Annotated in this window: 1 protein-coding gene and 2 pseudogenes; all 3 read left to right on the plus strand. The window is 29.0% G+C overall.

Annotated features, from left to right (window positions below; translation table 11 throughout):
- Positions 1 to 289 (plus strand): annotated as a pseudogene (locus EU98_RS0109340) (oligogalacturonate-specific porin KdgM family protein); the annotation flags it as partial.
- A 106-nt stretch (positions 290 to 395) separates the two neighbouring features.
- Positions 396 to 2261 carry a tetratricopeptide repeat-containing sulfotransferase family protein gene (locus EU98_RS00005; RefSeq protein ID WP_241466412.1) on the plus strand — a complete coding sequence of 622 codons (1866 nt, stop codon included), beginning with the start codon at positions 396 to 398 and terminating at the stop codon, positions 2259 to 2261.
- Between the two features lie 107 nt (positions 2262 to 2368).
- Positions 2369 to 2919 (plus strand): annotated as a pseudogene (locus tag EU98_RS0109345) (porin); the annotation flags it as partial.

The following is a 2919-nucleotide window of genomic DNA, read 5'->3' on the forward strand; positions in this document are numbered from 1 at the left end:
TGATATAGCAGACATAAGTGTTGGTTTTGAAACTGAAGAAACATCTGGAACAGATAAGACTGGATACTTCGTTGGTTTAACTTTCCCTGAAGTTGGTCCTGGTTCTGTAAGTCTTGGTGCTGGTACATCAGCTAACTTTACTGATGCCGAAACAGAATACATGATTTATGAAGCATCTTACTCTTATCCAGTTAATGATGGCATGACAATCACTCCAGGTGTATTTATAGAAGAAAAATCTGGTGATGATCTAACAGGAGTCATGGTTAAATCTTCATTCTCTTTCTAAGAGAATTAGAAAATCTTACACACAAAGAAAGACCTGCTTAACAGCAGGTCTTTTTTTTTCTTAATTAAGTAGTTATTTCATTCATTTTTATAAAAAGTATAATGGAGTGAACATCATAGGTAATATATTGAAAAATATTGACTTATACAAAAAAATTGAGGAGGCTAAATTAAATCTAAAAGCGGGAAATCCTTTTGAAGCAAATAAAATTTTTCAGGAATTGTTAAAAACAAATAATGATTCTTTTGAATTACTTTATGAATACGGTTTATTTTGTAAACATTTAAAAAACTACAATTTAGCAAAAAGGGTTTTTTTAACTTTAATTAAAAAGTTTCCATCATCTATAAATTCTTATATTTTGTTAGCAGAAATGTTAAGAATGGAGACTAAATTTAATGATGCTGAGAAGGTACTTCAAAAGGCTTTAAAAATTAATCCTAATCATGGCGATTTACTTTATAACTTAGCTCTTTTGTATTTTGCATTGAGAAACTTTGATAATGCTTTAATTTATATAGATGAAGCTATTAAATTATCGAGAAATAATTATATTTATCAACTTTTAAAGTCTGAGATTTATATCAATAACTTTAATATCGATGAAGCATTAAATATATTAAAGGATTTAAAAAATAATAATAAAGTTCAATTAGATGATAATAAAGAAATAAGAATTTATCTAGCTCTAGCTAATGCATATATAAAGAAAAGAGAGTATGAGGAAGGAGAAAATGTTCTTTTAAATTTAATCAAAAAACATAAAAGATTAGAATTGGCTTATTTAAATTTAAGTATTCTTTATAGGGATAAGAATCAATTAAGTAAAAGTATAGAAATATTAAAAAAAGGAATAAATCTATCGCCTAATTTCATGCCTTTTTACACTAACTTGGCATGTTTTTATAGAAATTCAGGCCAACTTAAACTTGCAATAGAGACTAATTTATTTATTCTTTCAAGAAATAAATTTGACTTTAATAGTTATTATGAATTATCTGGAATTTATGATTTTAAGAATCATAAAAATGAATTAAATTTTTTATTGAGTACAAAACTAGAGAATCTCAATTCAAGCTCAAAAATATATGCGACTTTTGCGATCTCAAATTTGTTACATAAAAAAGGAGAATATATAGAAAGTGCAAAAAATCTTAAAATCGCTAACGATGAAAGTCTAAGGTATAAAAAGTCTGACGCAAATATAAAGATAAAGCATACTGAATTTTATAGATCATTAAAAATTGAAAATTTAAAGAATAAATACTATAAGAATTCTTGTAAATATATCTTTATTGTAGGGATGCCTCGATCAGGAAGTACTTTACTCGAAAATATATTGAGTTTGAATCCTGAAGTAACTGATATGGGTGAGGTTTCATTCTTGGAAGAATCAATAAAGGGAATTAAAGATTTTGATGATGTATTTGACCTCTACGAAAAAAAAGTTATTAATCAATTTAAATCCTCTCTAATATATACCGACAAGTATTTATTTAATTATATGTTCTGCCCTATAATTTCTAATTTTTTTCCTGACGCAAAAATAATTAATTGTGTAAGAAATCCCCTTGATAATATTTTATCAATTTATAGAGCAAATTTTTTAAATCAGCCTTTCTCTTTCTCTTTGCACGATATCTCTAATCTATATTTGAACTATTTTGAAACTATGGAGGAATATAAAACTAAATATAGTGCAAATATATATGATTACAATTATGAGGAGTTAATTAACAACCCTAATAAAATAATACCCGAGTTAATAAATTGGCTTCAATGGGATTGGAATGAAAAATATCTTTCACCCCATAAAAATAAGAGAAATGTTTTCACAGCTAGTAGTGCCCAAATAAGAGAGAAATTTTATTCTTCTTCTATAGGAATTTGGAGAGAGTATAAAGATCTTTTGGAACCTGCAATAGAAATTATTAAAACAAATAAAATTCTTAGGGATAAGATTTTATATTGAAGGGAAAGTTTTTAGTAATAGCCGGCTCGAATTTTGTCTACTGGAGGTTGTTAATTCCTGGCAGATAGAGTAACTTTAGAAGACCTTAAATGTGTGAGGAATTTTTTATGAAGCTTTTCAAAAGCTTGTTAGTAGCACCAGCAACGATTGGGCTACTAATTCCATTACCTACGTTTGCTGGCGAGGCAAACTTAAATGAAATTTCAAAATACTCTAATCTAGAGCAAATTGATCTCGCTAACGCTTTTGTAAATGATCAACCAAATCATAATTCTTTACTTGCTGGTGGAGAAGGTTTAGTTGATAGTTATAGCCCTGATGGTGGTTTTTCAGAAACAACATCAGCTTCTTTCAGCGTTGATGCATCTATCGGAGCTATCGATGGTGATTCTACTTCAGAAAAAACTGTAGCCGCTTATCAATTCAACATAGGTCTTTCAACTAGTTTTACTGGAGAAGATTCTCTTGATATAGCTATTGACAGTGGTTCTGATTCAGCAGCTACAGCCGATGACCCATTGGGGTTCGATACAGGTTCTTCTTTACAAGTTGATGGAGTTGCTTACTCTTTCCCTGTAGGTGGAATTTCAATGCTAGTTGGCTTTGATACAGACATTAGTTCTGCATTCACAGGAGCTTGTACATACAGTGCTTTCAC

It is taken from the genome of Prochlorococcus marinus str. MIT 9314 (assembly GCF_000760035.1).
GTDB lineage: Bacteria > Cyanobacteriota > Cyanobacteriia > PCC-6307 > Cyanobiaceae > Prochlorococcus_A > Prochlorococcus_A marinus_B.